Consider the following 26509-nt stretch of genomic DNA (forward strand, 5'->3'; position numbering starts at 1 on the left):
ATATAATACATTTTAAATAAATCTTTTCCTTTATTATTCTGCCATAAATACAAAAAAAGCGACAAAAAATTTTGCCGCTTTTTATATCATTGAAATGAATTTCTTATTGTTGCTGATTCCCCAGCTTGTTCCAGATCTCGATTCTGTAATCTTCGATATCTGCATTGTACTGAAGGCTCTTCATCCAGGCCTGTCCGAACATTCCTGCATTTCTCTGAGTAAGAGACTCTGTAAACTGCTTAAGATCTCCAGGCTGCTTGTTTACAGTTTCTGATTTTTTGATCAGAACATAAACTCCTGTTCCACCTTCAACCGGGTTAGAAAGTTTACCTTTTGCAACACCGAACGCTGCACCGGCAACTTTAGGTTCCATAGCACCTGCTACTGAAGGATTCAATAGGTTCACCTGAGCTGATTGTTTCGGAGCTGCAAATAATTTAGCAATCTGATCTAAGCTGGAAGCTTTTGCTGCTGCAATTTTATCAGAAATTTGTTTTGCTGCCAATTTATTTTTAACGATAACTTCGATCTGGTCTCTTACAGATTCAGGATCAGCAAGACCTGCCTCCTGTTTTCCGTTCAGATACACTACAATTTTATCACCTGTTCCATCTACTGTAAATAATTCAGTATCTCCTTTTGATCTTTTCTTATCAAAAGCCCAGGTAAGGATATCAGCATCTTTTTCAGTACCTAAGCCCTGAAGCTGACCTTCAAATCTTTTTGCTGCCTTCGGATTAGAGAACTGGTAGTTTCCTTTTTTAGCAATGTTCACAAAATCGTTGAAAGATTTCCCCTGAACCTGCTGAATGAATTTTCTTGAGTTTTTGTCTGTTTCAGCCTCAGTAGCATCTGATGGTTTGATCGCTTTCACAAGGTTAGCAACTTTATACCCCATTGATCCTGATTTTTTATCTTCAATATTGATGATATGGTAACCGAATTGTGTTTCTACTACCCCTGTAGCTCCTTTAGGATTGTTTGCAAGATAAGTAAGGAATTCAGGAACAAAAGGCGTCTCTGGCGTTGTCCATCCAAGGCTACCTCCCTGAGCTGCAGAATTCGGATCACTTGAAAGTTTAAGGAAGTCTGTAAATTTAGCTGGAGTAGCTTTTACAATAGCTCCGATAGAGTCTGCCAATTTCTTAGCCTGCTCTTTGGTTCTTGTTACCCCTTCACCTGCAGGGCTTCCTTTGAATGCAATAAGGATATGTCTTGATAAAGTAGAATCTGAAGGTCTTTTACCTACCAATTTAGATACTACATATACATCTTGTTCTTTATAAGGACCAAAAGTCTGACCTACAGCTGCTGTTGTGATCTGATCTTTGATTGTTGGAGGCAATTGTGCAGGATTCAGATACTGAGGATTGAATGGTGCATCAGAATTTGCTGCTACAAACATAGAATCGTTTTTAGTATTCTGGAAGTTTTCAGTTCCTCCACTAGCATCCGTACCTCCTGAATATAATTTTGTAATTTCTTTCAGAGCTGCTGCATCATCTGCCGCACTAGGTTTAGATGGAAAAAATACAATACCGAGATTTCTGCTTGGCTCAGCTTTGAACATTACAGGGTGCTTCTTGATGTAATCAGCAAGATCCTGTGTGGTAACATTGATCTTTGTTTTTTGAAGATAAGCTGCGTAATCTACTTTTACAAAGTCGATATCTGCAAGCTGATCTCTCTGCTTCATCAATTCTTCAGCTTCTTTCTTACCTGTAGTAATCCCTGCTGAAATATTGGTAAACACCTGTCTCGCCATTAGTCTGTACTCGATTGTCTTTCTTGTTTTCAACCATTGAGTATATCCCTGAGGATTGGTGTTTTGTAATGTTTCAATTTCTTTTTTAAGCTCTTGAGTTTTAAAGTTACCTTTCTCATCAAAGAACTGTTGATTCTGAGCAAACATCTGATCGTACTGGATCTGATTCCAGAAATAATCATCAGTCATTTCAAAGCCCAGTTTCTCAAACTGTTGTTTGATAAGTTTAGATTGTACAAGTAACTGCCAAGCCTGCTCTTCAAGACCGTTTTTCGGACGACCTTGCTGTTCAGCCTGCTGCTGCAGCACGAAAAGCTGATCATTGAACTCTTCGCGGGTGATTTTCTCACCGTTTACTTTTCCTAAAACATCAGGATTCTTACCAAAAACCTTGTCGATACTATCGGGGTTCACCAGGAACGCCAAAAGCGCTAAGGCTATTACTCCCATTAAAAGCCAAGGCTTACTCCTAATCTGTCCTAAAATTGCCATTTTATAAATTATAGTTTTTTATCAGTTTGCGAAAATACACATTTTTAAGAAATTACAGAAACAGAACTGCTTTATTTTGATTTTTAATGCAAAGATTATCTGAAAAAGGAAATTTTGACCGTATTTTTAAGTAAAAAACAAATGGCATAAGTATTGTGCATTTTTAGAATATTATAATATACCACACGTTTTCAGAGTATATTATAAAAAATTCCTTTAACGATAAAAAACGAAAATGACAATTTGTCATTCGATTAACTATGACAGAATTTGAAGATATTAGTTTAGAAGAAATGATCAGTGACGGATTTGATATCGTAACTGAAGAAATCAATCTTTCCGACTTCGCAGAGACTGATAAAAATTCCGAACAGAAAATATTCCCTATACTTCCTGTAAGAAATATGGTAATGTTCCCCAATGTGGTAATTCCTATTACAGCAGGGAGAAAAACCTCTATACAGCTTCTTGAGGAGGCGCAGAAAAACGGAGATTTTATTGGAATTGTAAGCCAGAAAAATTCGGATCTGGAACAACCGTCTGAAAAAGATATATATACTACCGGAACGCTGGCAAAGATTATTAAGATCATTAAGCTTCCCGAAGGCAATATTACAGCTATTACCAAAGGATTTCACAGATTTAAGATTAAAAAAATCGTTGATAATCAACCATATTTTAAAGCTGAAATATCAAAATTAAAAGACACCCAGCCTAAAGACCGGGAAGAATATGAAGCATTGCTGGAAAACATCAAGGATCTTGCCTTAAAGATCATTGAACTGGATCCTAATATTCCTAATGCCGCCAACTTTGCGATTAAAAATATTAACAATAATGATGATCTTCTGAATTTCATCTGCACCAATGCTAATTTCTCTTCGATTGCAAAACAAAAGCTGCTTGAAGAGAAAAGTCTTATGACAAGAGCCAACCAGTGCTACGAGCTGATGCATGAGGATTTCAGAAAACTGGAACTGAGAAATCAGATTCATCAGAAAACTTCAAAAGATTTAGATAAGCAACAAAGAGAATATTTCCTGAATCAACAGATCAGAACCATCCAGGAGGAACTGGGCGGCGGACCTGAAAGTGATGTTGAAGATCTTATTGCCAAGGCTAAAACAAAAAAATGGAGCCAGGAAGTAGAAGACCACTTCCAAAAGGAAATCAGCAGACTTCAACGTCAGAATCCCAATTCCCCGGACTATAATGTTCAGAGAAACTATCTGGATTTCTTTACAGACCTTCCTTGGGAAACCTATACAAAAGATATTTTTGATATTGCAAAAGCTGAAAAAGTACTTGACAAAGCGCACTTCGGACTTGAAGATATCAAGAAAAGAATCCTGGAGCACATGGCCGTTTTAAAATTAAAAAACAACATGAAATCTCCTATCCTGCTATTGGTAGGGCCTCCGGGTGTGGGTAAAACTTCTTTAGGAAAATCTATTGCAGATGCTTTAGGAAGAAAATATGTAAGATTGTCATTGGGAGGACTTCATGACGAGAGTGAAATCCGTGGACATAGAAAAACGTATATCGGTGCTATGGCGGGAAGAATTTTACAGTCTATCAAAAAATCAGGTACTTCAAATCCTGTAATTGTTCTTGATGAGATTGATAAAATCGGACAAGGTCTACATGGAGACCCAAGCTCTGCACTCCTAGAAGTTCTTGATCCAGAGCAAAATAAATCTTTCTATGACAATTTCCTGGAGATGGGTTATGACCTTTCAAAAGTGATGTTCATTGCAACTGCCAACTCACTTTCAACCATACAGACGCCTCTTTTAGACAGAACGGAGATCATTCAGATTGCCGGCTATACTTTGGAGGAAAAGATTGAGATTGCCAAAAGACATTTGATCAGGAAACAACAGGAGGAAAATGGTCTGGATGCAAAATCATTCAAACTTGGAAATGCAGAACTTAAACACATTATAGAGGCTCACACTTCAGAAAGCGGAGTGAGAACCCTGGAAAAAAGAATTGCAGCCATTGGAAGATGGGTAGCTCTACAGACTGCTTTGTTAAAGGAGTATGATCCAAAAATCTCAATAGAAAAAGTAGATGAAATTCTTGGGGTTCCAAGACCGAAAAGTTTATCTGAGATCACCGGAGTTCCTGGTGTTGTAACAGGTCTTGCCTGGACAAGTGTAGGAGGAGATATCCTTTATATTGAAAGTATTTTAAGCAATGGTAAAGGAGCATTAACGATGACCGGAAACCTGGGAACGGTAATGAAAGAATCGGCTACTATTGCCCTTGAATATATTAAAGCGAAGCATGATGAGCTGGGCATTCCTCAGGAAGATATTGAAAAGAAAAACATTCATGTACACGTTCCTGAAGGTGCAACGCCAAAAGACGGACCATCTGCCGGTATTGCGATGCTGACATCAATGGTTTCTTCGTTTAAAAACAAGAAAGTAAAACCTCACCTTGCCATGACAGGAGAAATTACTTTAAGAGGGAAAGTATTACCTGTAGGAGGAATCAAAGAAAAGCTTCTTGCCGCAACAAGGGCTGGGGTAAAAGATGTTATTCTTTGTGAGGCCAACAGAAAAGATGTGGAGGAAATCAAAAAAGATTATCTGAAAAATCTGAGAGTACACTACGTCAACAGAATGGAAGAAGTCATCGACATCGCCATTGAAGAATAAAACAACTTACAACATATTAACTTCTCAATAAAGAAACACGCTCTGATATCCGGAGCGTGTTTCTTTTTATAAAAAAGCGTACAATTTCATCGGCTGGAATAAAATTTGCAACAACAGAAGAAAATCCCGCAGAATTGAATAAAAATTTTTCAATTCAGATGGGTTTTCTTATTTTTATTCCACACTGCAGATTTTTAGATTATGAATTTTCTTAGACTTCCTTTCCTTGTCAAGCTTACCCTCGTGGTGGTTTCCATCATTGGTCTTGGTTATCTACTGGCATTAGGGCAAAGTATTTTAGCGCCCTTTTTCCTCGCATTCCTTATGGCCATGCTGTTTTTACCGGCAGCCACTTTTATGGAAAAAAAGTTAAGATTTCCGAGATCTGTGTCTACGATGACTTCAGTATTTATTATGCTGATGATTTTAGGCGGAATTATTTACTTCTTTACCAATCAGCTGTCTGATTTCAGTAAGGATCTTCCACACCTCAAGGAACAGTTTACTACAGTTTTTAACAGCCTCCAGCATTGGGTTTCCAAAACATTTAATGTAAAAGTGGATGAACAGGTGGATTATATTAACCAGGGATTAACTAAACTTCTGTCTTCTTCGGGAGTCATTTTAGGATTTACTTTTGGAATATTTTCAACCGGATTCGGATTTATTATATTTTTCACCCTGTTTTTTATCTTTATTTTAAATTACAGAAGACTTTTAAATAATTTTATCGTTACTGTTTTCAACGAAAGACATAAAGCGAGTGTACAGGAAGCTGTGAATGAAATCAGAATCATGACCAAGAAGTATATCTTCGGTCTTTTTCTTCAGGTGATTATTGTATCTGTTCTTACTTCGGTCCTTCTTACGATTCTGGGAGTAAAATATGCTATTCTTTTAGGAGTTTTGACCGGGTTATTAAACGTCATTCCCTATCTGGGAATCTTTATTTCTCTGTTAATTTCCTGCTTTATAGCATTCGCCACTTCTACTCCATCAACATGTATTTACGTTGCTTTGGGCTATATTGCCATACACGCTGTAGACGGAAATATTGTTCTTCCGTTTGTAGTAGGCTCTAAAGTAAAGATCAATGCCTTATTTTCTTTTATTGGAATCCTTTTAGGAGAACATCTTTGGGGAATTGCGGGAATGTTCCTGTGTATTCCGGCAATTGCCATTATCAAAATTATCTGCGAAAGAGTGGATGATCTTAAACCCTGGGGAAGGCTGCTCGGAGAAGAACCTAAGCCCAATAAGAAGAAAAAAAGCTACAAAATTTCCAAGAATATTACTTTGAAGGAAATGGACTAAATATGAGTAATGGGCAATAAGCAATAATTGACATACTTCTAACTTTAAATAAAAAGACTGCCTTTTTCAAGACAGTCTTTTTTATATTATTTATGGAAGAGCACACAAAGGGTTCATTCCATTTGGACACGTTTCCGTACAAAGAATATAAGATTGGCTGTCGGGACAATATCCATAAGAAGGTCCACTAGGATCTCCACCCGGGCCACCTAAACAAGGATCACCTGGTGGAATTTTACACGGACATCCAATTGGTCCTATATCACATTTTCCAACACCTCCGCCTCCTTGGATTTCTCTCAAATCCGTACGGTTTAATTTTTTAAGATTTTTCAACATAATAGTATTAGTTTAGTTTGAATATCAAATATAAACAATGAAATTATCCAAAACACAACATTAACCTATCATTAACATTAATTATACATTTTTTATAAAAATACAATCAAAAAATCCTATTTTTATTTTACATTTGGTATAAAATCACCAAACATGAAAACAGTAAAATTCATTTTATGTTTACTTTTCGGGCTTATGTTTATTAATGCCGGATTAAACAAGTTTTTCAATTATATGCCCATGGAGAAACCTACTCCAGAACAAATGAAACTTTTCGCTGCTTTTGGAGAGATCAGCTGGCTGATGCCATTAGTGGGCATTGTAGAAGTTATTGGTGGGTTATTATTTATTTTCCCAAAAACAAGAGCATTAGGTGCCATTGTTATTTTACCTGTCATGGTAGGAATTGTCACGCATGTTTTCACAATGGATAAATCTCCAATGGGAATGAGCATTGCAGGAGTGATGTTTCTGATCAACCTATGGATGATTATTGACAACAAGGAAAAATATAAACATTTAGTTTCATAAGATTGCAGGTAATAGGTTGCAGGTTGTAGGTTGCAGTACCAGTAAACTTCAGATGGAGTCTTGTTGATTTTAGTTCCTGTAACCTATTATCTGCTACCTGCTACCTCTTTCCTATACGAAAGCACTGAAACCCGTAATCGATCGCCCAACAATGAGCGAGTTGATTTCTTTTGTTCCTTCGTAAGAATAGATTGCTTCTGCATCGGCAACAAATCTGGCCACATCATACTCGAGCAGAATTCCGTTCCCTCCCATTACTTCTCTTGCTCTGGAAACAATATCTCTTGTTCGGAGGGTACAGAAAACTTTAGCTAAAGAAGCATGTTCGTCTTTCAAAATTCCTTCATCCTGCATTTCAGACAGTCTGAAAACCATGGTCTGCATGGCGGTAAGATTAGACAACATTTCCACCAGATGTCCCTGAATCATCTGGAATGAAGCGATAGGTCTTCCAAACTGTTCTCTCTTTCGGGTATAATCCAAAGCACTTTCGTAAGCTCCGCGTGCACAACCTGTAGCCATCCATGCTACTCCTGCCCTTGTCATTCTCAGTACTTTGCCGGTATCTTTAAAGGAGTTGGCATTCTGCAAACGGTTTTCTTCAGTTACGAGACAGTCTTTTAAGGTAATCAACCCGTTCTGGACAATTCTTAAAGCCATTTTCCCCTTGATTTTTTCTACAGAAAATCCGGGGTTATCTTTTTCAACAATAAAACCTTTCACTTCTCCGCTATCCAGATCTCTTGCCCAGATAATGATCAGGTCAGCGAAAGTAGCATTCCCGATCCATTTTTTCTGCCCATTCAGAATCCAGCCTTCCGGTGTTTTTTACAGGTTACCGTAAGTCCGCCTGCTGCTCCGGATCCAACTTCAGGCTCCGTAAGCCCGAAAGCCCCTATTTTTTCAAATTTCTGCATCTGAGGAAGCCATTTTTGCTTCTGCTCTTCAGATCCGCAAATATAAATAGAACCCATCGCCAGCCCCGATTGTACTCCGAAAAATGTGGCGATAGAAGCATCCACTCTTGCCATCTCCATGGCAATAACACCTTCCATCAGGAAAGGCATTCCCGGACAGCCATACCCTTCATAAGTAACCCCGCAGATATCCAGTTTCTGGAATTTAGGAATGAGTTCAAAGGGAAATTCATCTCTGAGCCAGTAATGATTGACCAGAGGCTTGACTTCTTTTTCCATGAACGCTCTTACTTTAAGCTGAATTTCACGCTGTTCAGGAGTAAGAGTATGATAGATATCATAAAAGTCTCCATCAATGGCAGGAAGTTCTTTCTTTTTCTTTTCGGGATCGAGCATTTTCATAAGCCCGGAAAGCTGTTTATCATCCAGTTTTGAGAAATTATGCATCAGTTTTGGCAAGTCCACTTTTTGAGAAATGGCACTCAGCTGATCAAAATCTATAGATGTGAATAACCCTATTGCGTTTCTGATTTTGGAAAAAGTATTTGACATAGTGATAGATTGTAGTTTTGGTTTGTAAAAGATAAGCAAAAACTGCTCCGAAAGCAATGGCTGAAGCTCAAGTTTATTTTACAAAATACTATATTTCAATTCATTAAAACCGAAAATTTTGTTTACAAGCTTTTTACTTTTGATTTTCAAATGTTACAAAAGATCCTGGCTGAACTTTGACTCAAGCAAAACAACAAAAATCAGCGCTATGAAAACCACTTACATTACATTATCTCTGTCAGCTATACTTTTATTAGGAATTTATTCATGTAAAAAAGGAGAAGTAGCTTCAACAGACCTTGAAGCATATGCTACAACAGATTCTGCTTCTGCTATTGTTTCCGACAGTATTTCATCCGTTGCAGAAATGAAAGTAAAAGACAAACAGTTTATCAAGACTGCGGATGTGAATATGGAAGTAAAAGATGTGTATAATGCAACGATTGCTATTGAAAAATCGGTTCAGGAGCTTGGAGGATTTGTTACCAATAGTAATCTTCAAAGTAACGTTGTTTCTGAAAACACCTACAACACATCCAATGAAAAGGCGATGCTGGTTAAAAAATACCAGACAGAGAACAGAATGCAGGTACGTATTCCAACGGAAAAACTGGGAGAATTATTGACAGCGATCAATACCAATAAATTATTTCTTAATTCAAGATCCATCAATGCTGAGGATGTTACGGCCAACATCAAGTATTCTGAACTGGAAGGAAAGAGAAATCAAAAAACTTCTGAGAACATCAGCAAGCTGAAAACCAATAAAGATAAAGTAACGCTGGATGATGAGAATATGTCTGAAGGAAATCTTCAAAAGCTTTCCAGCATGAACATGACGGATGATCTGAAATACAGCACGATTGACATTTATATCAAAGAACCTCAGTTGCGTATTGCAGAAATTGCTGTTACCAACACCACAAGTATTGATAATAAGTATAAATACAATTTCATCTATGATGCTAAAGATGGCTTTGTATACGGTTTTTATCTGATTCAGAGAATTATTGTGGGGCTTATCAATGTATGGCCACTCCTATTAATTGCTGCTGCAATCCTCTATTTTTTAAGAAAAAGAAAAATTTCAAAACCTGAATATCCAAAAAACCCGGAATAAAAAACCATCCTAACCAATTGGTTATCATCATAATTTTAGATTTTACAGCCTCCTGTTTTCAGGAGGTTTTTATTTTTTTTGAAAAAAACTGTAACGATTGTAATGCCTGCTTTACCTACTGTTTAAAAGAACAGAGAATCAAAAAAAAAAATATATATATTATGAAAAATTTTATCAAACTTGGATTTGCAGCATTATTGTCATTGAATTTCATAACATCCAATGCACAAGGTAAAAGCAACAACAAAGAAAACAGCCTGCTTTGGGAGGTTTCCGGAAACGGTCTTTCTAAGCCTTCTTATATTACCGGGACTTTTCATATCTTATGCAGTAAAGATTTTGAGATCAAACCTAAAGTACTGAAAGCGCTTGAGAAATCTGAAAACCTTGTTATGGAAATCAATTATACAGATCCTGCAGAAATGATGTCATTACAGAAAATGTTTAAAGCAGATAAAAAAATATCTGACCAGCTTTCTTCAGAAGAAGCTAAAGAGCTGAATACGATTCTCGCTAATTATGGAACAGACCTGAAAAGCATTAATTCTTCAAGCCCGCAGGCACTTTATGCATTGCTTTCCACCAAAGCCATTCCATGTCCTCAGACTGAAGTAAAACTTTACGAGATGGAACTTCTTCAGAAAGCGATCAAAGATAAAAAAAGCATCAAAGGACTGGAAAAAGTAGAAGATCAGATGAAATCAATCAATGAGGCTTACGACCTGAAGAACATTATTACTCAACTGAAAATGGACAAGGAATATCAAATATTGTTCAGACAGATGATTGAAGCTTTTAAAAATGAAAATGTACAATCTTTATACAGTCTTTTTAAGGATGAAAGATTCATGAATGCCCAACAGGAAAAGGCCATGCTGACCAACAGAAATCAAAACTGGGTAAAAATAATGCCGGACATGATGAAAAACGAAAGCTCTTTATTTGCTGTCGGTGGATCTCATCTTATGGGTAAAAACGGAATTATCCCTCTTCTTCGGGCCAAAGGCTACACCGTAAGACCTGTGTCAAGCTTATAATTATAACCAAACCATGAAACCATTGTGAGCAGTCCAGCCGAAACCGCTTTTTTAAAGCTTGTCAACCAGCATAAAGGTATCTTATACAAAGCTTCGCGGATCTATGCAGATTCCGTAGAGGACCGGGAAGACCTTCAGCAGGAAATCCTAATCCAGCTTTGGAAGTCCTATCAGAATTTCAAAGGGAACAGTGAATTTTCTACCTGGATGTACCGGGTTGCCATCAATACTGCAATTACCTATTTAAAAAAAGAAAAGCAGAGATCCAATAACCATATGGATGCTCATCATCATTTTGAAGTTCAGCAGGAAGATTATAATCCCACCAAAGACAGACAGCTGGAAGTTTTCTACAGTGCCGTTCAGGAACTGAATCCTCTGGAAAAGGCCGTCATATTTTATTTCATGGAAGGGATGTCACACAAAGAAATCGGAAACAATTTAGGTCTCAGTGAAGGTAATGCCCGCGTAAAACTCAACAGAACAAAAGAAAAAATACAGCAAATCATAAAAAAATCAGGTTATGAATTTTGATCAATTAAAAGAACAGTGGAATAAAGAAGACAGCGATGTCCATATTCCTGATACCATAAAGCAATTAAAGGAAAGCAAACACCCTATAGAAAAAATCCAGAAAAACATGAAGAAAGAATTTCCTATGCAGATTCTGGCCATCATTCTGATCGCTTTTTTCCCTTTACAGTTTAAATTTCCTCATTCACAGTACATTATTTATTATGTATCCTATACGATGATGGTGGTTATCTCTTCATACTATCTGCTAGGATTTTATAAATTCTACAAGCAGACAGAACTTTATACAGGAAACACCAAAAACAGCCTTTGGAAAATATATCATGAACTCCGGCTGAATATGGAACGATATCAGTCTTTCGGATTTTTATTACTTCCACATTTACTTATTACTATTGGACTGGTTATCTACAATACGATGAAAGAGCAGGGAAAGTCTTTACCAGAACTTTCTGCTTCTCATCAACAGGGATTAATCATTGCAGTACTGATCGGAACGTTAGGGTTTATAACCAGCATTGTTCTATGGACAAAATACATCTATGGAGGAAGCGCAAAACAATTGGAAAACATTCTGAACGAAATGGATGAATAGTATTGAAAACTCTTACCACAAAACACATTTTATAAAACCTCAGGTCTGTTCTGAGGTTTTGTTTTTTAAAAAAATGTTATTTATCTTCTTCAAATTTATCTGAGGTTTTATTTTTCCGTAAATTTGCAGATCAGAAATAAATCATTATGGATGATTAACCATTTTCATTCGATACATGATTTTCTGAATGATAAAAATTCTGTAATATGCTATCAAAAATAAATCCAACACAAACCAACAGCTGGAAAGCACTTGACGAACATTTCGGTGGAAATGACTTTGATCTTAGAACTCTCTTCCAATATAACCCGAACCGTTTTAACGAGTTTTCCCTGCAAAAGGACAACTATCTTTTTGATTATTCTAAAAACCTGATCGATTCCAGAACCAAGGATCTTCTGTTACAATTGGCAGAAGAAAGCCAGTTAAAAGATGCTATTTCCAGAATGTTCTCCGGAGATAAAATCAATGAAACTGAAGGAAGAGCTGTTCTTCACACCGCATTAAGAGATTTTTCAGACCGTGAAATTCTTGTGGATGGAGAAAATATCAAACCACAGATCAAGAGAGTTCTTGAGCATATGAAGTCTTTTTCTGAGAAGATTATTTCAGGAGAACATAAAGGTTATAGTGGAAAAGAGATCACAGATGTAGTCAACATCGGGATTGGAGGATCGGATTTGGGTCCTGTAATGGTTTGTTCAGCTTTAAAGCATTTTAAAACAAGATTAAACGCTCACTTTGTTTCCAACGTGGACGGAAATCATATCGCAGAAGTGGTAAAAGATTTAAATCCTGAAACTACTTTATTCATCATTGCTTCCAAGACATTTACGACTCAGGAAACAATGACGAATGCCAATTCAGCTAAAGACTGGTTCCTGAAAGCAGGAAAACAGGAAGATGTCGCGAAGCATTTTGTGGCTTTATCTACTAATATTGAGGAAGTTAAAAAATTCGGAATCGCAGAAGAAAATATTTTTGAGTTCTGGGACTGGGTAGGCGGAAGATATTCTCTTTGGAGTGCTATCGGATTAAGTATTGTACTTTCTGTAGGATATGAAAATTTCGAGCAGCTTTTGAAAGGTGCTTTTGATACAGACCAACACTTCCAGACGGCAGAATTCTCTGAAAACATTCCTGTATTAATGGGACTTCTGGGAATCTGGTACCGTAATTTCTATGCAGCAACTACTTATGCCATCCTACCTTATTCTCAATATCTGGACAGATTCGCTGCATATCTTCAGCAGGGAGACATGGAAAGTAACGGAAAATGTGTAGACAGAAACGGTGAATTCGTAGAATATGAAACGGGGCCTATCATTTGGGGAGAACCGGGAACAAACGGCCAGCACGCATTTTATCAATTAATCCACCAGGGAACAGAATTGATTCCGGCAGATTTTATTGCCTATGCAAAAAGCCCGAACCATGTTTCTGATCATCAGGATAAATTATTAGCGAACTTTTTTGCTCAGACTGAGGCACTTGCCTTCGGAAAACTGGAAGAAGAAGTAGAAGAAGAGCTTAGAAATTCCGGAAAATCTGATGAAGAAATAGACAGGCTGATCAATTTCAAGGTCTTCCATGGAAATACACCAACTAACTCTATATTATTCAAAGAATTAACTCCTTTCTCATTAGGTCAACTGATTGCTTTATATGAACACAAAATTTTTGTTCAGGGAGTAATCTGGAATATTTTCAGTTTTGACCAGTTTGGAGTGGAATTAGGAAAAGTATTAGCCAACAAAATCCTTCCTGAGCTTGAAAACAATGAGGCAATAAGCTCTCATGACAGCTCTACCAATGGATTGATCAATTACTATAAGGAAAACAAATAGTAAGTAAAAAGAAAGTAAAAGTAAATCTATAAAGTAAAAAAGTAAAAATGGCAGAAATTCTTGACGGACTTAAAGTATCCAAGGAAATTAAAGCAGAGATCAAGGTTGAAGTAGAAAAGATTCTCGCAAGCAAAAGAAGAGCTCCGCATTTGGTGGCTATTCTTGTAGGGAATAACGGAGCTAGCAAGGCCTATGTAAACTCTAAAGTAAAAGACTGTGAGGAAGTAGGATTTCAATCCAGCTTAATCAAATTTCCAAGCACAGTTTCAGAATCTGAACTATTGGAAAAAATTGACGAGCTTAACAAGTCTAAAGCAGTAGACGGATTTATCGTTCAGCTGCCTTTACCGGATCAGATTGATCAGGAAAAAATCATCAATGCTATTGACCCTAGAAAAGATGTGGATGGTTTCCACCCGGAAAACTTTGGAAAAATGGCTCTTGAAATGGATACTTTCTTGCCGGCAACTCCTTTCGGGATCTTAACTTTATTGGAAAGATATAATATTGAAACGAAAGGAAAAGACTGTGTCATTATCGGAAGAAGTAAAATTGTAGGAAGACCAATGAGTATTTTGATGGGAAGAAAAGATTTCCCTGGAAACTCTACTGTTACCCTTACGCACTCATACACGAAAGACATCGAAGAATATACAAGAAAAGCAGACATCGTCATTACCGCTTTGGGAGATCCACATTTCTTAAAAGGAGATATGATCAAGGAAGGAGCAGTAATTGTTGACGTGGGTATTACAAGAGTAGATAATGACTCTCCAAAAGGATATTATCTTGCAGGTGATGTGGATTTTGACAGCTGTGCTGCCAAAGCAAGCTGGATCACTCCGGTACCTGGAGGAGTAGGCCCAATGACAAGAGCGATGTTGATGAAAAATACTATCATTGCTTACAAAACTTCGGTCTATAACGACTAATTTTAAAATGAATAAAGAAGAAGATATTTTATTAAAAGAAGGTAAAATGCTCCCTGTGATGGAGCATTTTTACACTTTACAGGGAGAAGGAGCACATACCGGAAAAGCCGCCTATTTTATCAGGCTGGGAGGGTGTGATGTTGGATGTCACTGGTGTGATGTAAAAGAAAGCTGGGATCCGGAACTTCATCCCCTGATGAATGCAGAAGAAATTGCAGAAACAGCTGCCAGACACTGTAAAACAATTGTATTGACCGGTGGTGAACCTTTAATGTGGAATTTAGATATACTGACCTCCAAACTGAAAGAATTGGGATGTACAGTGCACATCGAAACGTCAGGAGCGTATCCTATGAGCGGGCAGCTGGATTGGATTACTCTCTCCCCTAAGAAAACAGGACTTCCTAAGGAGGAGATCTATCAAAAGGCCAATGAGCTTAAAGTCATTATTTTCAATCAGCATGATTTTACTTTTGCTCAGGAACAGGCTGCAAAAGTTTCCGAAAACTGTAAGCTTTATCTTCAGAGTGAATGGAGCAAAAGAAACGACATGTATCCCAAGATCACAGATTTCATTCTGGAAAACCCTGAGTGGCAGGCTTCTGTTCAGACTCACAAATATCTGAATATCCCGTAAAAAAGTGTAAATTAGCCGTGCTTATCCGCTATAATACCGATAGATGCAGAGAATTCGATACTCTAGATACCTGAAATCAATCATTATGTTGCTTGACCTCATGGTTACTGCATCTGTCTTCATATTCTTTTTTATAAGCAGAAACGAAAGTTTAAAATACAATAAAGAAACCTGGTACCAGAATAGTTTTTCTCTCATTCTGTTGTTTTTGTTCTGGGTGCTCCTGAGCGGTAGGACAAAAATATACAATATCCCGAGAAACCTCACTTATACCCTGTTTCTTGAACGGCTTTTAATTCATTTCCTGTTTTTTATACTTGGAGTGCTGCTTATAGGAAAGGTAAGTAAGAATGTATTTTTCAATTCGGATATTTACTGGCTTTCCCTTTACCTTTTTATTGCCATCTTTCTTGCAAAATCATTAGTATATTTTGCAATCAAATATTTACGGTCTCTTGGTGCCAATTACAGGAATGTCATGTTTTTAGGAGACAACCATTCCACAGAAATTTTGAAGAATATCTTTACAGACCGAAAAGATTATGGATACAGAATATTTGAATACGAACATACCGCGGTGAAAATCAGTGAACTGGTAGATTTCTGGAAAAAGAACGGAATCCACACCTTATTTTTATCTATGGAAAACTCCTATGACGAAGCAATGGAAAATGAAATTTTCAGACTGGCTGAAGATCATAAGATTCACATTTCACTGATTCCAAGTATCACCCAAAGCGATTTTTTCCTTTATGACCTTGGATATATACAGACCCAGCCGGTACTTAATCAAGCCAGATATCCATTAGATTATTATTCTAATTTCCTGATGAAAAGGACATTTGATATTTTCTTTTCTGTTATTATATTGGTCTTCATCTGCTCATGGGTATTTCCAATCATTGCGATTTTAATTAAAACAACTTCCAAAGGACCTGTTTTTTTCTTTCAGAAAAGATACGGCTTTCATGAAGAGGTTTTCAATTGTATTAAATTCAGAACAATGGTTGTGAATGATGAATCTACCACGAGAACCACCTCAGTAAATGATTCCAGGATTACCAAAATAGGTAAATTTTTAAGAAAAACAAGCCTTGATGAACTTCCTCAATTCATCAATGTGCTGAGAGGAGAAATGTCTGTGGTAGGCCCGCGTCCTCACATGCTGGCTGTCGACAATTATTACAAACCTAAAATCGGCAGATACAGCCTGAGAAGTATGGTAAGTCCTGGTATTACCGGTTTAGCACAGGTGAACGGACTGCGAGGTGACTTCGGAGATGTGGAAGTAGAGATGAAAAAAAGAGTTCTTGCTGATGCATTCTATGTAAGAAACTGGAGCTTTGCCCTGGATCTGGTCGTTATTTTAAAAACCGTTCTATTGGTTATTGGAGGAGATAAAAATGCAAAATAAAGAACAGGATAAGATAATATTGAAATAATTTTAACACAAAACCAAGCTTTGGTCTTATTCTTGACTGTAGCCCAATTAAATAAAAAAGTCTAATTTAGCAGTATGTTAAAAAAGTTTTTCACAGCAATAGGGGAATATATTATCCTCTTGGGAAAATCCCTGCAGAAACCTCAGAAAATGAGGGTTTTCTGGAAGCTGTTCATGAGAGAAATTAATGATTTGGGAGTAAATTCTTTCGGGCTCGTAGTCTTCACTTCTATTTTCGTGGGGGCTGTAGTTGCTATTCAGATGTTCAACAACTTTGATGCTTCTTCTTTTCCTATTCCTACTTCATTTGTAGGATACGCTACAAAGGCTGTATTGGTTCTGGAATTTTCGCCAACCATTATCAGTCTGATTCTTGCGGGTAAAGTAGGGTCTTATATTGCATCCAGTATTGGAACAATGAGGGTTTCCGAACAGATTGATGCATTGGATATCATGGGAGTAAACTCTCCGAATTTTCTGATTTTCCCTAAAATTGTTGCCTGTGTTCTCTTTAACCCTCTTCTTATTGCTATCAGTATAGTATTTGGTATCGGCGGAGGATATATTGCCGGAATTCTGACCGGAAACTGGACTGAGAACGATTATATAGTGGGAATCCAAATGTATATGCCCAATCTGTTTATCTATTATGCATTTATCAAAACAACTGTTTTTGCCTTCATCATTGCCACAGTACCTTCTTATTTCGGATATAATGTGAAAGGAGGATCATTGGAAGTAGGTAGAGCCAGTACGCAGGCGGTAGTATGGACAATGGTATTCATTATCATTTCCGAATTAATTTTAACCCAATTAATATTAAGCTGATGATTGAGGTAAAAGATCTTAAGAAAAGTTTTGGAGATGTTGAAGTATTGAAGGGAATTTCAACTTCATTTGATAAAGGAAAGGTAAACCTGATTATTGGACAGAGTGGTTCAGGAAAAACTGTGTTTTTAAAAAGTTTATTGAATGTGTATATGCCTTCATCAGGAGAAATTCTGTTTGATGGAAAAGATATCAATACGATGACCAGAGATGAAAAACAGCATCTCCGTTCAGAAATCGGGACCGTCTTTCAGGGAAGCGCATTATTTGACTCTTTAACTGTTGAAGAAAACATTATGTTTCCTCTTGACATGTTTACCAATCTTACCTACAGAGAAAAAAAGAAAAGGGTTTTTGAAGTAATAGGAAGAGTACACCTTGATAAAGCTGAAAAGAAATATCCTTCTGAAATTTCAGGAGGAATGCAGAAAAGGGTTGCTATTGCAAGAGCAATTGTAAACAATCCAAAATATCTGTTCTGTGATGAGCCCAATTCCGGACTTGATCCCTATACTTCAAAAGTAATAGATGATCTTCTTTACGAGATCACAAAAGAATACAACACCACAACCATCGTCAATACCCACGATATGAACTCTGTAATGACGATTGGCGAGAAAATTGTATACCTAAGACTTGGAATCAAAGAATGGGAAGGCAACAAAGACATTCTGATTACTGCAGGCAATAAAAATCTGATTGACTTCGTTTATTCTTCAGAACTGTTTAAAGAGCTGAGAGAATATTTACTTGAGAATAATAAAACGATTGAAACGACAAATACAAAAATAGACGATAATGAAAAAGGTACTTAGTATAGCGTTATTAGGGTTTTCAATGTGGGCATCTGCACAGATTTCACTGGCAGGTAAAGCCAACTTAATTTTTCCGACTGGCTCACCTTCATGGTCCAACATTAAAGGAACAGTGAATGATGCAATTGAAGGAACAGGTAAAAATAATGTAGGTTTCAACATTGGGCTTTCATTAAAAGTAGGTCTTCCTACTTCATTGTTTGTGATGCCTGAAATCTATTACACTCACTTCAAAAATGAGTTTACAACAGAGAACACTACTTTTGATGTAAAAAGCAACCGTATTGATGTTCCGGTTCTTTTAGGATATAACCTTTTAGGGAATATGCTGGGCGTTTTTGTAGGACCTGTAGGAAGTTTTAACTTAAATAAAGACAATACTTATAACGATTTCAAAGAAAATGCTAAAAATGATTTTACTGTAGGATACCAGTTTGGTGCACAGCTTGAAATCAAAAAACTTATTGTAAATGCCAGATATGAAGGTGCTTTCAGTAAAGACGAAAGAAATTTCATCAACAGAGTTTCCGGTACGGAAATCAGATATGATAACAGGCCTAATCTGTTTATGGTAGGTTTAGGATATAAATTCTAATTTAATATCGAAAATAACAACTTTAAACCCTCAAATTTAAATTTGAGGGTTTTTATTTTGTGCTTCAAGTTCAGCCTGGCGTTTTGCAATTTCTGCGGCCTGTTTTTCAAGCTCTTCTTTGTCTTTCTGCAGCTGTTTGAATTCCTTTCTCTTCTGTTCGGCCTTGATAGCACTTCCTTTACTTACATATCCTACCATTCCTCCAATGATAAGTCCTATACCTATTCCTGCCATTATTCCCATAATGTGGGAAATTTTAATTTGTTCTACGGCAAAATCGGTTGTCAGATAAAAAAGTAATGCAGAAACTGCTAAAAGTATAAGTCCGGTAATTGATAAACTCTTCATAATATTGTGTTTAGGTGTTTATAAAAAAAGCCTTACCAAATTTACTAAAAATTTAATAAGGCTTTACTCAAGATTAAAATTCTCATTATAATTTTCCTCCCGCAGCCTTATAATATTCTAAAGCTTTCGGAAGATCTTTATTGATATCTGAAATTCTTGTTTCCGGGCTTGGGTGGGTAGATAAGAATTCAGGCTGTCTTGCTCCCGAAGAAGCTGCTTCCATTCTGTTCCAGAAAGGAATGGCTGCTCTTGGGTCATATCCGGCCATAGACATCAGATATAGTCCCATTTCATCCGCCTCAGATTCCTGCCCTCTTCCGTATTTCAGTAAAGCCACTTGCGACCCGATAGGATATACCTTCTGGAAAACACTGGCCCATTGTGCATTGGAGATGGTTCCTCCCAGGATTGCGCCTCCGTACTGGGCTACCATTGCCTGAGAAATTCTTTCGTTTCCGTGGCCTGCCAGTGCGTGGGATACTTCATGTCCCATTACAACGGCAAGTCCGTTATCGTCTTTTGTTACCGGCAATATTCCGGTATAAACTGCTACTTTACCGCCAGGCATACACCATGCGTTCAGCTCGTTGCTCTGCAATAGATTAAACTCCCAGCTATAGTTGGCAAGATCCGCTGATCTTCCAATACTCTGATAATATCTTTCTGCTGCATTTTTAATTCTGTTTCCTACATTTACCACTCTCTTTGCATCTGCCGTACCGGTAATCACTTTACCTTTAGACAATGTCGTTCTATATTCCTGTGAAGACATTGTTAAAATTTCCGAATTGTTGGCCAGTTGTAAAGAAGATCTTCCTGTAATCGGATTTGTAGTACAGGCAACAGCCGACAGAGCAATAGCTCCCATTCCTAATAGATGTGTAACTTTCATAGTTTGAGTGTTAATAATTCAACCTTAACAATTTTTATTCCAAAATATTTCTTAAAGAAAATATTTGCATACATTTTGCTGTTTAAAATTAATAATTATCTCATTATGAAAAAGTATATTTCTTTACTGATGATTTTTGGATTCCTGTTCTTATTTCAGAGCTGTGCTTCACAAGGTTCATTAGATTCGAAAACAGTGGATACTTTAGTAAATTCCCAGGAGTTTACCTTCTATGCACAACGAGCCAATCCTACCAATTATGATGTTATCAATGTCATGAACTCTATGCCCAATGCTACTGCAACGAGAATGCTTAATCTGAATGGAGATTATACCATTGATGTAAGTAAAAATACACTCGATGTGGTACTTCCTTACTTTGGAAGGCTTTTCAATCCAACTTACGGAAGCACAAGTGATAACAGCTACAGATTTACCTCAAAAGATTTTACGGTAACTAAAACTCAGAATAAAAAGGGAACCTGGACTTTAAAATTCAAGCCTAAAGATGCAAGAAATGTAGATGAAGTGAATATAGAAATTTTTAAAAACGGAAAAGCTTTCGTATCGATGAGAAGCAGCGACAGGCAGCCCATTACTTATGACGGATATATTTCAAAAACTGAAGTAAAACAGGAAAAAGAGAAGCTTTAATCCCTTTTTTGATCAGATAAAAATTTTTCAACAAATAATTTTGCTTCAGTACTTGGATTGGAAACCATAGCTGAAGCATTTTTTTTGTGCATATGATAAGCTTCCTCTACCGGATTGCTTTTTTTCATCAGGGATAAAATATATTCCTGGACCCAATATTCGAATCGCTTTTCAGCCTGCTGAACACGGATTTCGTCAAAACGGCCGCTTTTCTTTTTGAGATCAATAAATTCAAATATTTTATCGTAGACATCCTGCAGCCCTTCGTTATGAAGAGCAGAGCCTAATAGCACAGGGATCTTCCAGCCTTTTTCTTTAGGAGGAATAAAGTCCAGAGCTCTTTTCAGTTCAAGCCTTGTATTTTTCGCTTTCTGAAGGTTATCCTGATCCACTTTATTGATAAAAATAACATCCACCATTTCCATGATTCCTCTTTTTATGCCCTGAAGTTCATCTCCGCCTCCAATGATTTTAAGGAATAAGAAAACATCGGTAATATCAGCAACCAGTACTTCTGACTGTCCTACTCCAACGGTTTCTATTAAAATATAATCGTATCCTGCAGCCTCGCAGATCATCATGGTTTCAAAAGTGGTATTGGCTACTCCTCCGAGAAACCCGGAGCTTGGGGAAGGGCGTATAAAGGCATTTTCTTCTTTGGCCAGTTCTTCCATTCTGGTTTTATCTCCCAAAATACTTCCTTTGTTGATTGCCGAACTAGGATCAATAGCGAGAACAGCCACTTTCTTGCCTTGTGCAATTACGAGGCGTCCGAAGTTTTCTATAAAAGTAGATTTGCCGGCTCCGGGAACGCCCGTTACTCCTACTCTCACAGAGTTTCCGGTATGAGGCATAATTTTCTTCAAAAGTTCTTCTGCCTGTACCCTGTGCTCTGCTTTTTTACTTTCAACCAATGTAATAGCTTTTGCAATCAGGCGTTTGTTTCCTGATTGTATTCCCTCTATTAACTCTTCTGTAGAAAATTTCATTGATTCAAAATTAATAATTAAAATGGGAATGGTCAATAGCATCTTCATAATGATGAGTTAAAAGACATCAATTATCTTTATTTGTAATTCCCTATCTCGTATGAATCAATTTTTATTTCTTCTAAATTAAAACTAGAACACCCTGTATCAAAGGCTTAAGGAATTTATTACATTTGTTATATCTCAAAAAAAGAAACATGAAAAAACTCATCGCTGCGGCTTCGTTTACCGGTATTCTACTGGTTTCCTGTACGCCGAAAGCTGCTACCTCTACTGCTGCTGCAGGAACTTCAACGTCTACTGCAGAACAGATTGCCCAAGGGAAAACTATTTTTGAAAATTCCTGTGGAAGATGTCATAAATTGCCGGATCCTGCTTCACATACACCTGTATAATGGGTAGGAATCATGAATTCTATGGCTCCCAAAGCAAAATTAACGGATGAGCAGCACCAATGGGTTTATGATTATATTGTTTCTGTAAAGAAGTAATTCATCAAACAAAAATAGATATGAAAAAATTCATTTTAACAGGTATCGCAGCATCAGCATTTCTGGTATCCTGCGGACCGAAAAGTGTGGCTGTTACCGGGCCAAAGTACACCTCATCTGAGCAGCTGGCGCAAGGAAAAACCATTTTTGAAAATTCCTGTGCAAAATGCCATAAGCTTCCGGAGCCAACCAAGCATGACAACCAGGGATGGATCAATACTTTAAGCAGAATGGCTCCGAAGGCCAAGCTTACTGATGACCAACATCAAATGGTGTATGATTATCTGATCTCCGTGAATAAAAAATAAGACTGCCTCAAAATTGTCATTCTGAACACAGACTGAAGGTCTGCGAACGTAGCTCAATAAGGGAGTGAAGAATCTCACGCTTATGGTTATCAATGAGATTCTTCCTTCGTCAGAATGACAGAAGTCAAATGATTTGACTTTTGAGCAGTCATACTGCTTTTATTATAAGTCAAAAAAAAGATTACTCCGCTTTCTTTATGTCACCTGCTCTGGTTACTTTTCCTTCAATCATTTTTTCTCTGTCTTCAAGTACTTCAAGTGCTGCCCGGCTGTAAGCAAATTTCTTAGCTTCTTTAAGGGTCGCCACAGCCTGTTTGTACTCAAAGTTTCTTTCATGAAGAAAAGATTGGCAGTTCAGAATTTCTGATTTGTCAATACCTTTTAATTTCAGAGCAAAGTCAATTAGTTTTTCTGCTTCTTCATAATCTTCATTATTCAAAAGACATTCAATATAATATTTGGGAGTATTGATATTCCCGATATTACTTTGCATGGCTTCATTAAAGTACTTCTTTGCTGTTTCATAATCCTTTAATTCTTCAGAATATACTCTTCCCATCAGACAAAGGCTGTCTGCATCTTCAGGTTCATAAGATAACGCGAAGTTCAGTGCATCCATGCATTCAGAAAGATTGAATGGAAAGTAGTCTAACGCTTCAAAATAATATTTGCTTTTAGTTAAGGTCATTGTTGAAGTTTTTAAGTTAATTTTTCAAGGCATTCCTTTGTTTTTTGAATGTCCTGTCTTCATAATTCTTTTTAAAATCTGTTCCTGAAAATGTACGAACCGAATTTCCACGTTCCACCTGTATCTGCATAGACCAGGTTTCTTTCAGCTTTCTTTCCAACTGTTGAATATAAACCGCCATTACCTTTTCTTTTAATCTGATAACCGATAACTTTTTATTTTCAAGTTGTGAGCGGGAATCTTGCACAAAAACAGTTTCTTTTGTGGGAATATGAGTGGCACGCACAGCAGTATTCACTTTATTTACATTTTGCCCTCCGCTTCCCTGACTCCTCGCAGTCTGAAATCTGATATCTTTTTCATTGAAATCAATCATTTTAACATTTTCCAATTCAAAAATCCCGATAAACCAGTTGCTTCTTTTATGCAGTTTCCTGAAGGTACTTTTTCCAATCCAGCAAATGCTTCCCAGCCAGCTTTTCAGAAACAGGTTTACGTCTTTTCCTTTTAAAAGTACAGTCACTGATTTTAAGGTCAGATTTTCATCACCGTTTTCACGATGAATGATTTCGTATTCTATTGTATTGTGTTTTGCCTCTTCAAGAAAGGTCTTCAGAACCTTGGCTACCACCCACTGGCATTCCAAAGGACCTCTTCCTGAAGTGATCTGTATTAATTTTTCCATTTTTTTGTTACATTTTACTAAACCTTACAGGTTTTGAAACCTGTAAGGTTATAAAATATTAGGCTGATTACTTATCCATTCTCACAATTCGTGGCTGGAATGTTCCCAGGATGTCTACCAGATCACTCTGTGCATTCATCACTTCATTGATGTCCTTGTAGGCCATTGGTGCTTCCTCTGCATTTCCGCCCATCAGTGTGATATTTTTCATCTTCAGTTCTTTTTTGATGTCATGCTGGGTGAAAAGGCTTCTGCATTCCCCTCTTGAGTGCGCTCTTCCGGCTCCATGAGATGCAGAGTTCAGGGATTCCGGGTTACCTTTTCCACGAACGATAAATCCTTTCGCCGTCATGGATCCGGGAATCATTCCCAATTCATTCTCATTGGCAGGAGTGGCGCCTTTCCGGTGAACAATCACTTCTTTTCCGTTATGGATTTCTTTCCACGCGAAGTTGTGATGGTTTTCAATTCTGGCTTTTACTCTTCCACCGACCGCTTTGACCAGCCTTCTGTGAATATCATCGTGGCAGGCTGAAGCATAATCTCCGGCAAGGTTCATTGCCGTCCAGTATTCCAACCCCAGGTGGGTACTGAGGTCCAGCCAGGCGAAGTTTTGAGCTTCTTTTGGTAACGGACACTGTTCTGTTGCCACTCTTGAGTAATACTGGGCTATTTCAGCTCCAAGACCTCTTGACCCGCTGTGAGAAAGTATTCCCAGATATTTTCCTTTAGGCAGGCCAATCTGTTCGTCTTCCTCGGTGATTTCTACTTCCCCGAATTCTACAAAATGATTTCCGCCGCCTGAGGATCCCATCTGTTTGATGGCTTTTCCCTTTAATCTTCTTAAGATCGGGATCATATCGAATGTATCTCTGTCGAAAATCTCGTGATCAATGTGAGATTTATGGGTCTCATACATTCCGAATTTTGTATGTTCAGCAAGCGCTTTTTCATACTTATCTCTCGCTCCTTCAAGATATGAAACGGGCGTATCCAGAATACTGAGGCTCATTCTGCAGCCAATATCCATTCCTACTCCATAGGGAATTACTGCATTTTCCACCGCCAGAACGCCCCCGATTGGCAGTCCGTAACCACTGTGGGCATCAGGCATTAATGCTCCCTGAGTTGAAATTGGCAGCTTCAAGGCAGTGTATAACTGATTTTTTGCCTCCTCTGAAATGTTAGTACCAAAAATCTGAAATGAAGCCCGCTGTGAATTCAGCATCCGCTTTTCAGTTTTTTTGGATGAAAGCAGGGTTTCTGCAATCTGTCCGAAGGTGAGATCTTTTTCAAATTCTTCCGGATTCAGCAGGATTTCCTTTAAAAGAGATTTTACGTGGTGAATATTCTTCGTTGCAAAATTTCTTTTCATGACTTCCAATACTACGTTTACGCTTTGATTATTTGGATAGCCCAGTTTTAATATATCTTTTCCTTTTAGTTTTAAATTTCCCATTGTTTTTGTTTTAAATAACAGTAGGACTTATAAGTCCTGTAAGCTTTCTGCAATCTCTGTTGCAGACATTGTGCAGGTAGCATATTTCCTGCTTTTAATAAGTGGAATATCTTCTCTTTTGCTTTTCCATGAAGATGACTTACCATACATTGTTTTGTTGATAATTCCTACAATTTTATGCTGCCCTAAATAATCGTCCAGTTCTGCACACTCTTTTTCCAATTCAAAGTTTACAGGTTTATAATGGGTGATCATATTAGGTCTTGTACGCAGTATAAACCTCCATGGTTCAATAAATTCGTAGTAAGGAACATAAGACTTCCGGGCCGGGCAGTATTCTTCCTGTTTCAAAAAATACTGTCTTTCTCTTGCTGTAAGTCCCAGCTTCGGGTCATTCCAGGAATATGAAGAAATATGCTGGAGTTTCTGTACTCTCTCTACATATATTCTCCGCCCGAATTTTCTTTTCTTTTTTAAAAACCGGCGGCTTTCCGAATACATGTAGGTATTAATTTTCTTCAGTATTCCTTCAAAGAATTCTCCGTCTTTGGATCTCATGACATCTTCTCTTACCACAAAGAATCTTACAAATCCTCTTTGATAAGGTTTATCCAAAAGAATCCATGGGGTATTTCGTCTGATTTCCCAAAGTTCTTCACTACGTCGATATTTTTTTCTTATCTGCTTTTCTACATCTTTTCTAATTGCTCTTTTTCTGCTTCTCACACTTCTCAGGCGGGAAAGCAAAAGGTTATCATTTTCCATTGTGAACAGAAGCCTTGTGTGAAATGGTAATTTTTATCTCACACAGCTTTTAATCAACTAAAATACTAGTTGAATGGATTAATAATAGACGAAATAGTTCTGAGAGGAATATTTCTCATCTTATTTTGCCTTTAATGACACTAAAAAAAGATTTCGGGGAAACTTGAAGTTTGAAATATTGCGCAATAAAAAACCCGAAATCTCTACGACTTCGGGTTTTGATATTTCATTGTACTGTTATTCTAAGAATGTACCAAACCGCGAAGCCTTACC

The 26509-nt window shown here is 37.4% G+C and carries 26 protein-coding genes and 1 pseudogene; 17 read left to right on the top strand and 10 right to left on the bottom strand.

Going from position 1 to position 26509, the window contains the following annotated elements; all coding sequences use genetic code 11:
* Nucleotides 1–103 precede the first annotated feature (103 nt).
* Nucleotides 104–2257, bottom strand: a complete 2154-nt coding sequence (locus DEU40_RS11245; protein ID WP_110009920.1) for a SurA N-terminal domain-containing protein — start codon at nt 2255–2257, stop codon at nt 104–106.
* 260 nt (nt 2258–2517) lie between these two features.
* Here DEU40_RS11245 and lon point away from each other — a divergent pair, with 260 nt between their 5' ends.
* Nucleotides 2518–4923: an endopeptidase La gene (gene lon, locus DEU40_RS11250; protein ID WP_110009921.1), complete on the top strand. Its 2406-nt coding sequence runs from the start codon at nt 2518–2520 to the stop codon at nt 4921–4923.
* Nucleotides 4924–5124: 201 nt separating this feature from the next.
* On the top strand, nt 5125–6237 hold the full coding sequence (locus DEU40_RS11255) for an AI-2E family transporter (RefSeq protein WP_110009922.1): 1113 nt from the start codon (nt 5125–5127) through the stop codon (nt 6235–6237).
* Nucleotides 6238–6327: 90 nt separating this feature from the next.
* Here DEU40_RS11255 and DEU40_RS11260 read toward each other — a convergent pair whose 3' ends face one another.
* Nucleotides 6328–6576: a bacteriocin-like protein gene (locus tag DEU40_RS11260; RefSeq protein ID WP_110009923.1), complete on the bottom strand. Its 249-nt coding sequence runs from the start codon at nt 6574–6576 to the stop codon at nt 6328–6330.
* 153 nt (nt 6577–6729) lie between these two features.
* Between DEU40_RS11260 and DEU40_RS11265 the strand changes: the two genes are divergently transcribed.
* Nucleotides 6730–7107, top strand: coding sequence for a DoxX family protein (locus tag DEU40_RS11265; RefSeq protein ID WP_110009924.1), 378 nt, complete (start codon nt 6730–6732; stop codon nt 7105–7107).
* A gap of 111 nt (nt 7108–7218) precedes the next feature.
* Here DEU40_RS11265 and DEU40_RS11270 read toward each other — a convergent pair.
* Nucleotides 7219–8576 (bottom strand): annotated as a pseudogene (locus tag DEU40_RS11270) (acyl-CoA dehydrogenase family protein).
* Between the two features lie 208 nt (nt 8577–8784).
* On the opposite strand from DEU40_RS11270, the gene DEU40_RS11275 reads away from it, so the two are divergent.
* From DEU40_RS11275 to DEU40_RS11325, 11 genes are all read left to right on the top strand, one after another.
* A complete protein-coding gene (locus DEU40_RS11275) occupies nt 8785–9696 on the top strand; it encodes a DUF4349 domain-containing protein (RefSeq protein WP_110009968.1) in 912 nt (303 codons plus the stop codon).
* A 161-nt stretch (nt 9697–9857) separates the two neighbouring features.
* The gene (locus DEU40_RS11280; protein WP_137904798.1) at nt 9858–10733 is read left to right on the top strand and encodes a TraB/GumN family protein; all 876 of its coding nucleotides are present in this window, start codon (nt 9858–9860) and stop codon (nt 10731–10733) included.
* 24 nt (nt 10734–10757) lie between these two features.
* Complete coding sequence (locus DEU40_RS11285; protein WP_110009926.1) at nt 10758–11267, top strand: RNA polymerase sigma factor; 510 nt, start codon at nt 10758–10760, stop codon at nt 11265–11267.
* Nucleotides 11257–11862, top strand: coding sequence for a hypothetical protein (locus tag DEU40_RS11290; RefSeq protein ID WP_062676034.1), 606 nt, complete (start codon nt 11257–11259; stop codon nt 11860–11862). Before DEU40_RS11285 ends, DEU40_RS11290 begins: the two co-directional genes overlap by 11 nt.
* Before the next feature lie 206 nt (nt 11863–12068).
* Entirely contained in the window at nt 12069–13709 is a 1641-nt protein-coding gene (gene pgi / locus DEU40_RS11295; RefSeq protein WP_110009927.1) for a glucose-6-phosphate isomerase, read from the top strand.
* A gap of 47 nt (nt 13710–13756) precedes the next feature.
* Nucleotides 13757–14641, top strand: coding sequence for a bifunctional 5,10-methylenetetrahydrofolate dehydrogenase/5,10-methenyltetrahydrofolate cyclohydrolase (locus tag DEU40_RS11300; RefSeq protein ID WP_034692667.1), 885 nt, complete (start codon nt 13757–13759; stop codon nt 14639–14641).
* A 7-nt stretch (nt 14642–14648) separates the two neighbouring features.
* Nucleotides 14649–15278, top strand: coding sequence for a 7-carboxy-7-deazaguanine synthase QueE (locus tag DEU40_RS11305; RefSeq protein ID WP_110009928.1), 630 nt, complete (start codon nt 14649–14651; stop codon nt 15276–15278).
* A gap of 85 nt (nt 15279–15363) precedes the next feature.
* On the top strand, nt 15364–16692 hold the full coding sequence (locus tag DEU40_RS11310) for an exopolysaccharide biosynthesis polyprenyl glycosylphosphotransferase (protein WP_228406501.1): 1329 nt from the start codon (nt 15364–15366) through the stop codon (nt 16690–16692).
* Nucleotides 16693–16794: 102 nt separating this feature from the next.
* Nucleotides 16795–17547: an MlaE family ABC transporter permease gene (locus DEU40_RS11315; RefSeq protein WP_110009930.1), complete on the top strand. Its 753-nt coding sequence runs from the start codon at nt 16795–16797 to the stop codon at nt 17545–17547.
* Nucleotides 17547–18362 (top strand): ABC transporter ATP-binding protein, encoded by an 816-nt coding sequence (locus DEU40_RS11320; protein WP_002983922.1) that lies wholly within the window; start codon nt 17547–17549, stop codon nt 18360–18362. The genes DEU40_RS11315 and DEU40_RS11320 overlap by 1 nt, the downstream gene beginning before the upstream one ends.
* A complete protein-coding gene (locus DEU40_RS11325) occupies nt 18346–18957 on the top strand; it encodes an outer membrane beta-barrel protein (RefSeq protein WP_110009931.1) in 612 nt (203 codons plus the stop codon). The genes DEU40_RS11320 and DEU40_RS11325 overlap by 17 nt, the downstream gene beginning before the upstream one ends.
* Before the next feature lie 36 nt (nt 18958–18993).
* On the opposite strand, the gene DEU40_RS11330 is transcribed toward DEU40_RS11325, so the two are convergent.
* Both DEU40_RS11330 and DEU40_RS11335 read right to left on the bottom strand, forming a co-directional pair.
* Nucleotides 18994–19305, bottom strand: a complete 312-nt coding sequence (locus tag DEU40_RS11330) for a hypothetical protein (protein WP_110009932.1) — start codon at nt 19303–19305, stop codon at nt 18994–18996.
* An 85-nt stretch (nt 19306–19390) separates the two neighbouring features.
* Complete coding sequence (locus DEU40_RS11335) at nt 19391–20197, bottom strand: M48 family metallopeptidase (RefSeq protein ID WP_110009933.1); 807 nt, start codon at nt 20195–20197, stop codon at nt 19391–19393.
* Between the two features lie 105 nt (nt 20198–20302).
* On the opposite strand from DEU40_RS11335, the gene DEU40_RS11340 reads away from it, so the two are divergent.
* Nucleotides 20303–20851 (top strand): DUF4251 domain-containing protein, encoded by a 549-nt coding sequence (locus tag DEU40_RS11340; protein ID WP_110009934.1) that lies wholly within the window; start codon nt 20303–20305, stop codon nt 20849–20851.
* Here the strand turns inward: DEU40_RS11340 and meaB are convergent.
* The gene (meaB, locus tag DEU40_RS11345) at nt 20848–21840 is read right to left on the bottom strand and encodes a methylmalonyl Co-A mutase-associated GTPase MeaB (RefSeq protein WP_110009935.1); all 993 of its coding nucleotides are present in this window, start codon (nt 21838–21840) and stop codon (nt 20848–20850) included. The genes DEU40_RS11340 and meaB overlap by 4 nt on opposite strands.
* A 197-nt stretch (nt 21841–22037) precedes the next feature.
* Between meaB and DEU40_RS11350 the strand changes: the two genes are divergently transcribed.
* Together DEU40_RS11350 and DEU40_RS11355 are read left to right on the top strand one after the other, a co-directional pair.
* The gene (locus DEU40_RS11350) at nt 22038–22235 is read left to right on the top strand and encodes a hypothetical protein (RefSeq protein ID WP_228406502.1); all 198 of its coding nucleotides are present in this window, start codon (nt 22038–22040) and stop codon (nt 22233–22235) included.
* Between the two features lie 116 nt (nt 22236–22351).
* Nucleotides 22352–22639 carry a c-type cytochrome gene (locus DEU40_RS11355; RefSeq protein ID WP_034692685.1) on the top strand — a complete coding sequence of 96 codons (288 nt, stop codon included), beginning with the start codon at nt 22352–22354 and terminating at the stop codon, nt 22637–22639.
* A 181-nt stretch (nt 22640–22820) separates the two neighbouring features.
* Here DEU40_RS11355 and DEU40_RS11360 read toward each other — a convergent pair whose 3' ends face one another.
* From DEU40_RS11360 to DEU40_RS11375, 4 genes are all read right to left on the bottom strand, one after another.
* On the bottom strand, nt 22821–23327 hold the full coding sequence (locus DEU40_RS11360) for a tetratricopeptide repeat protein (protein ID WP_110009936.1): 507 nt from the start codon (nt 23325–23327) through the stop codon (nt 22821–22823).
* Between the two features lie 16 nt (nt 23328–23343).
* The gene (gene prfH, locus DEU40_RS11365; protein WP_110009937.1) at nt 23344–24012 is read right to left on the bottom strand and encodes a peptide chain release factor H; all 669 of its coding nucleotides are present in this window, start codon (nt 24010–24012) and stop codon (nt 23344–23346) included.
* Nucleotides 24013–24079: 67 nt separating this feature from the next.
* On the bottom strand, nt 24080–25471 hold the full coding sequence (locus tag DEU40_RS11370) for an RtcB family protein (protein WP_110009938.1): 1392 nt from the start codon (nt 25469–25471) through the stop codon (nt 24080–24082).
* 27 nt (nt 25472–25498) lie between these two features.
* Entirely contained in the window at nt 25499–26236 is a 738-nt protein-coding gene (locus DEU40_RS11375) for a hypothetical protein (RefSeq protein WP_110009939.1), read from the bottom strand.
* Nucleotides 26237–26509 lie beyond the last annotated feature (273 nt).

This window comes from Chryseobacterium sp. AG844 (assembly GCF_003182335.1).
In the GTDB taxonomy this organism is placed as follows: domain Bacteria; phylum Bacteroidota; class Bacteroidia; order Flavobacteriales; family Weeksellaceae; genus Chryseobacterium; species Chryseobacterium cupriresistens.